Source organism: Methanobrevibacter filiformis (assembly GCF_001639265.1).
Taxonomy (GTDB): Archaea; Methanobacteriota; Methanobacteria; order Methanobacteriales; family Methanobacteriaceae; genus Methanacia; species Methanacia filiformis.
Window position 1 is genome coordinate 1 of record NZ_LWMT01000077.1, and the last position, 4259, is coordinate 4259.

General features: G+C 26.8%; 2 protein-coding genes and 1 tRNA gene. 2 read left to right on the top strand and 1 reads right to left on the bottom strand.

Going from position 1 to position 4259, the window contains the following annotated elements; genetic code table 11:
• The first annotated feature begins 463 nt into the window (after window positions 1-463).
• Both MBFIL_RS02835 and MBFIL_RS02840 read left to right on the top strand, forming a co-directional pair.
• Window positions 464-1000 (top strand): DUF4411 family protein, encoded by a 537-nt coding sequence (locus MBFIL_RS02835; protein ID WP_066971298.1) that lies wholly within the window; start codon window positions 464-466, stop codon window positions 998-1000.
• A gap of 473 nt (window positions 1001-1473) precedes the next feature.
• Window positions 1474-3309, top strand: coding sequence for a helicase C-terminal domain-containing protein (locus tag MBFIL_RS02840; RefSeq protein WP_066971300.1), 1836 nt, complete (start codon window positions 1474-1476; stop codon window positions 3307-3309).
• Between the two features lie 541 nt (window positions 3310-3850).
• Here the strand turns inward: MBFIL_RS02840 and MBFIL_RS02845 are convergent.
• Window positions 3851-3926: transfer RNA gene (locus MBFIL_RS02845), tRNA-Arg, on the bottom strand.
• Window positions 3927-4259: the final 333 nt, after the last annotated feature.

A 4259-nucleotide genomic window follows, 5' to 3' on the forward strand; every position in this document is an offset into this window, starting at 1 on the left:
GACACACAAGACTAACAATATCAAGAATAAAAAACATGCTAAAAGAAAAATAAGAATATAAACAAAAAACATCACAACATTACACACTACATATCTAACATGAAAAATCCTTAACTTAACAGCTGTGGAGCTTAAACAGAATTTCCAATGAATATTATAATTCCAAAAAAGAAGAATGGAAAGAAAAATACATTGCTACTATTAAAAAAACAACAAACAAGAGGAAAATAAGTGAAAATAATTTAAAGAAAAACATAAAAGAAAATCAAGAAACAAAACAAGAATACTACAAACGACAAGCTACTCAATCATTAAGGAAAAATGGAATTCTATATACTAAAATAGTTTTAGATGCATATGATACAAAATTGATAACTAACAGTTCACTTGCTGAGTTTTTGGATGTTAATTTACAAACTGTCTTAGAAATAAGAAATAAGCTAAAAATGGAGGAGGGATCCAAATGAAGTATGTAGTAGATACCTCTACTATTTTAGCTGGATCACAGTATGAAACTTATGAAAAAGAGTTTTTTCCTAATCATTGGGGAAACTTTAATAAATTAATTCAAGAGGAAATCATTGTTTCAACTCCAGCAGTACAAAAAGAGATATATGCAAGAGATGATAAGTTCACAACATGGGCTAAAGAAAATAAAAATATGTTCATTCCTCTTTCTCAGGAAGTTATTGAAAGGGGTAATGAATTATCTAAAAGGTTTCCACTCTGGTATAAGACTGGAGAAAATAAAAAACATTGGGCAGACCCTGAAATTATAGCTTTTGCAAAAATAAATAACATAATATTAGTTACTCAAGAGAATTGGAATAGTGAAAGCACAAAAGAAGAAAAATATAAAATTCCAACAATTTGTGAAAAAATTGGTGCCAAATGCCACATAAAAGACAATTTTCATGAAAATGTTAAGGTTAAGGGGTTTCAATGTATTGATTTATTAGAACTTATAAAAAGAGAAGAGTTACATAACATTACATTTTAGTTTTATAGATAATTATTATTAACTTTATCATATTTTTAAGTTATATTGTCCTTTTTAAAACTGATTACTACTTTTCAAAATCATATTAATTTTTCATACTTAGATAAATTTTTTTAATTTATAGTCAAACACAAATGCACTGGCAAAAACATAATATTTGGTTCATCATTGAATAATTGTCTTTAATCTCAATTTAAAGATTAATGAGATGTATTTGGAATAATGAAATTTGCCAAAGAATTGGTTTCCGACTATAGTACACTGAATTTAGAAAAATAAAAGATTTTCCCAACTCACCTTAAATTGTTTAATCAGATTAAGATTAAGTATATAAGGTATATAATGTGATTTTGCGAAATTTTTTTATTTTGTGAAATCAGTGTCCAATTGTGTCCAAATTTTTATTTTTCATATTACTTTTCACATGCTCTATAACACTGTTTATTTATAGTTTCATTACAAATATATTTGTGATGTCAAATTCTATATTCTGTCCAAATTGTGGAATGTTAAAAAGCAATTGTATTTGCGGTCAAAGTAAGACTAAAAAGTTTAGATCTTCTTTAAGTGATTATAAGAAAGATTTAAATGATTTTGGTAGTTATGATGATAATAATTTTGGTGTTATAGATAGTTCTTACTCTATTGAGGAAAATAGCTTACCTAAATATAGGATTGATGAATTAAAAAGAGAATTTCCTGAAATAAATAGTAAGATAATCGAAGCTTTTCCTTTTGAAACTCCTCGTGAGGGACAGTTTGATATAATTACAGATATTGTTGAAGCTATTGATAAAGGATTTAAATACATTATATTAGAGGCTGGAACTGGAACTGGAAAGTCAGCTATTGCTACAACACTTGCACGCATGTATGGATCAGCATACATATTAACCATGACTAAACAACTTCAAGCTCAGTATTCTGATGAGTTTAATTTTCCTCTTGTTAAAGGGCGTGGAAATTTCAACTGTTTAAATGATAATCTTGATTCTACATGTGATATTGGAACATGTAAAACAACACCAAATTCTAAAAAGTTTTTCTGTCCATTTGGTGTAGGTAAATCTCCAACATTAGGGGCTGTTGAGGCATTTGAAGACTCTTTTGGTAATGCATTGTTTTATGCTTCAGAAGAACATTGTCATTATTGGCAACAGAAAACAAATGCGGTTAATTCTTCAATAACCCTAATGAACTACGATTATGGAATATTAGAACTTAATTATGTTAAACATTTTGGTATTCGTGATCTTTTGATTTTGGATGAGGCTCATAATATTGAAAATAAATTAATGAGAACATTAGAGCTAAATCTATATAATAAAAGTCTTCAAAAAGATATTAAAAAGGTTATAAGTAATAATACTTTAAAATCAAGTGATCCTAAAGATTGGATTTTGGAATTAGAAGCTATTTATGATGCATATCAAGAAATTGACAGATCTGAACTTCCAAAAAATAAGGTAGAGAGAATTCAAAGTACAAGTAGGCGACTTAAACAATTAAGGAATAATCTGGAAAAAGAACCAAGGAACTGGGTTATTGATGTAAATGATTCAGGCGTATCATTTAAACCTCTTAAAATTAATCATTATGCTAAAGATTATTTGTTTAATTATGGTGAAGTCTGTATATTTCTAAGTGCAACAATATTGTCCCATAAGATGTTTTCAAAATGGTTAGGCTTAAATCCAAATGAAGTCTACCATATCAAGGTAGATAGCCCTTTCCCACCATCTAAGCGACCAATTGAATTAAAATTAGCTGGAAAAATGGCAGCAAATAGAATTAAGCAAACTGCTCCAAAAACAATTCCAATACTAAATAAAATCTTAGAAAGACATAAAAATGACAAAGGATTAATCCATACAAATAGCTATAAGTGCCAAAACTATGTTACAAAGAATATACTAAACTCAAGACTAATTTCTCACACCTCACAAAATAGAGAAAGTGTTCTACATCACTTTGAAGATAGTCCTGATCCATTAGTCTTAGTAAGTCCCTCTATGAGTGAAGGAGTTGATTTACCTTATGATAAATGTAGATTCCAGATAATATACAAAGTTCCTTTCCCCTATCTTGGAGACAAGCAAGTTAACTTAAGAAGAAAAAGAGATCAGCGTTGGTATGCTTACAAAACTGTAATGACTCTTATGCAAGCATATGGTCGAGGAATGCGAGCAGAAGATGATTCATGTTATACATATATCCTTGATCAAGATATACAAATGCTTTTCACAAGTCCAATGTACAAATCCCTAGTTCCTGAATTTTTCAAAGAAGCAATTATAGAAACAGATTAATAATTAAAGGATATATTATAATATCTATTTAATAATAGCTATCCTATTTTATCTAATAGCTATTTTAATATAATTTAATCACAAAACAATAACTAAAATATATTTTTATCTTAGGAATGAATACTATGATTGAATATCAAAAAAATATTTCAGTCATAGATGAATTTCAGTATCATTAGGCTGAAACAAGTTTTAAATAGTTAAAGAATACATATAAATATATTTATGAGCTAAATATTATGGACTATCTTTTGATGAATTATACAAGAAGTAAAAAACAAAATAAACAAATTACAAGAAAACAAAAGGATGATTTAGAAAAAGAGTTTATTAATATTATAAAACCTTTAAAATCTAATAACAGTTATCGATAATGAAATATAGACAAAAAAAGTTTAAAATTATATGATTTAACTGATGAAAAAATTGAAATTATAAAAAAGATATTAATAATTTAAAATAGTGTTATTAGTTATAAAATTTATAATTCATGAAAAGCAATTAATTAAAAATAGTTTGTGAATTTAAAAAGAAAAATAAACGGACCTGGTGGGATTTGAACCCACGATCTTGGGATCCGAAGTCCCACGTCATATTCCAGGCTAGACTACAGGCCCAATGTATTAATATTAATTGATATTTGATAATAGCTATTGTTTAACAATATATGATTTAAGGACATAATATTGAGGATTAATCCAATATATTAAGTATTTTTTACTATTGTTATATTATTTTAAAAATACTATTAAATTTTTGTTTTTTTATCTTATAAATATTTGTTTAATGAATTAGTGTCAAGACAAGTTAATATTTGAGATAAGTTTATTTATTATTAAGTTATATATAATATACATGTCAAGGCGAAGTTTTGAGTTTAATGAGGATGATGAAAAATTTTTAATAGGCTTTGTTAAAAATTCGAAGGAAACATTAAGAGCATTTGTACT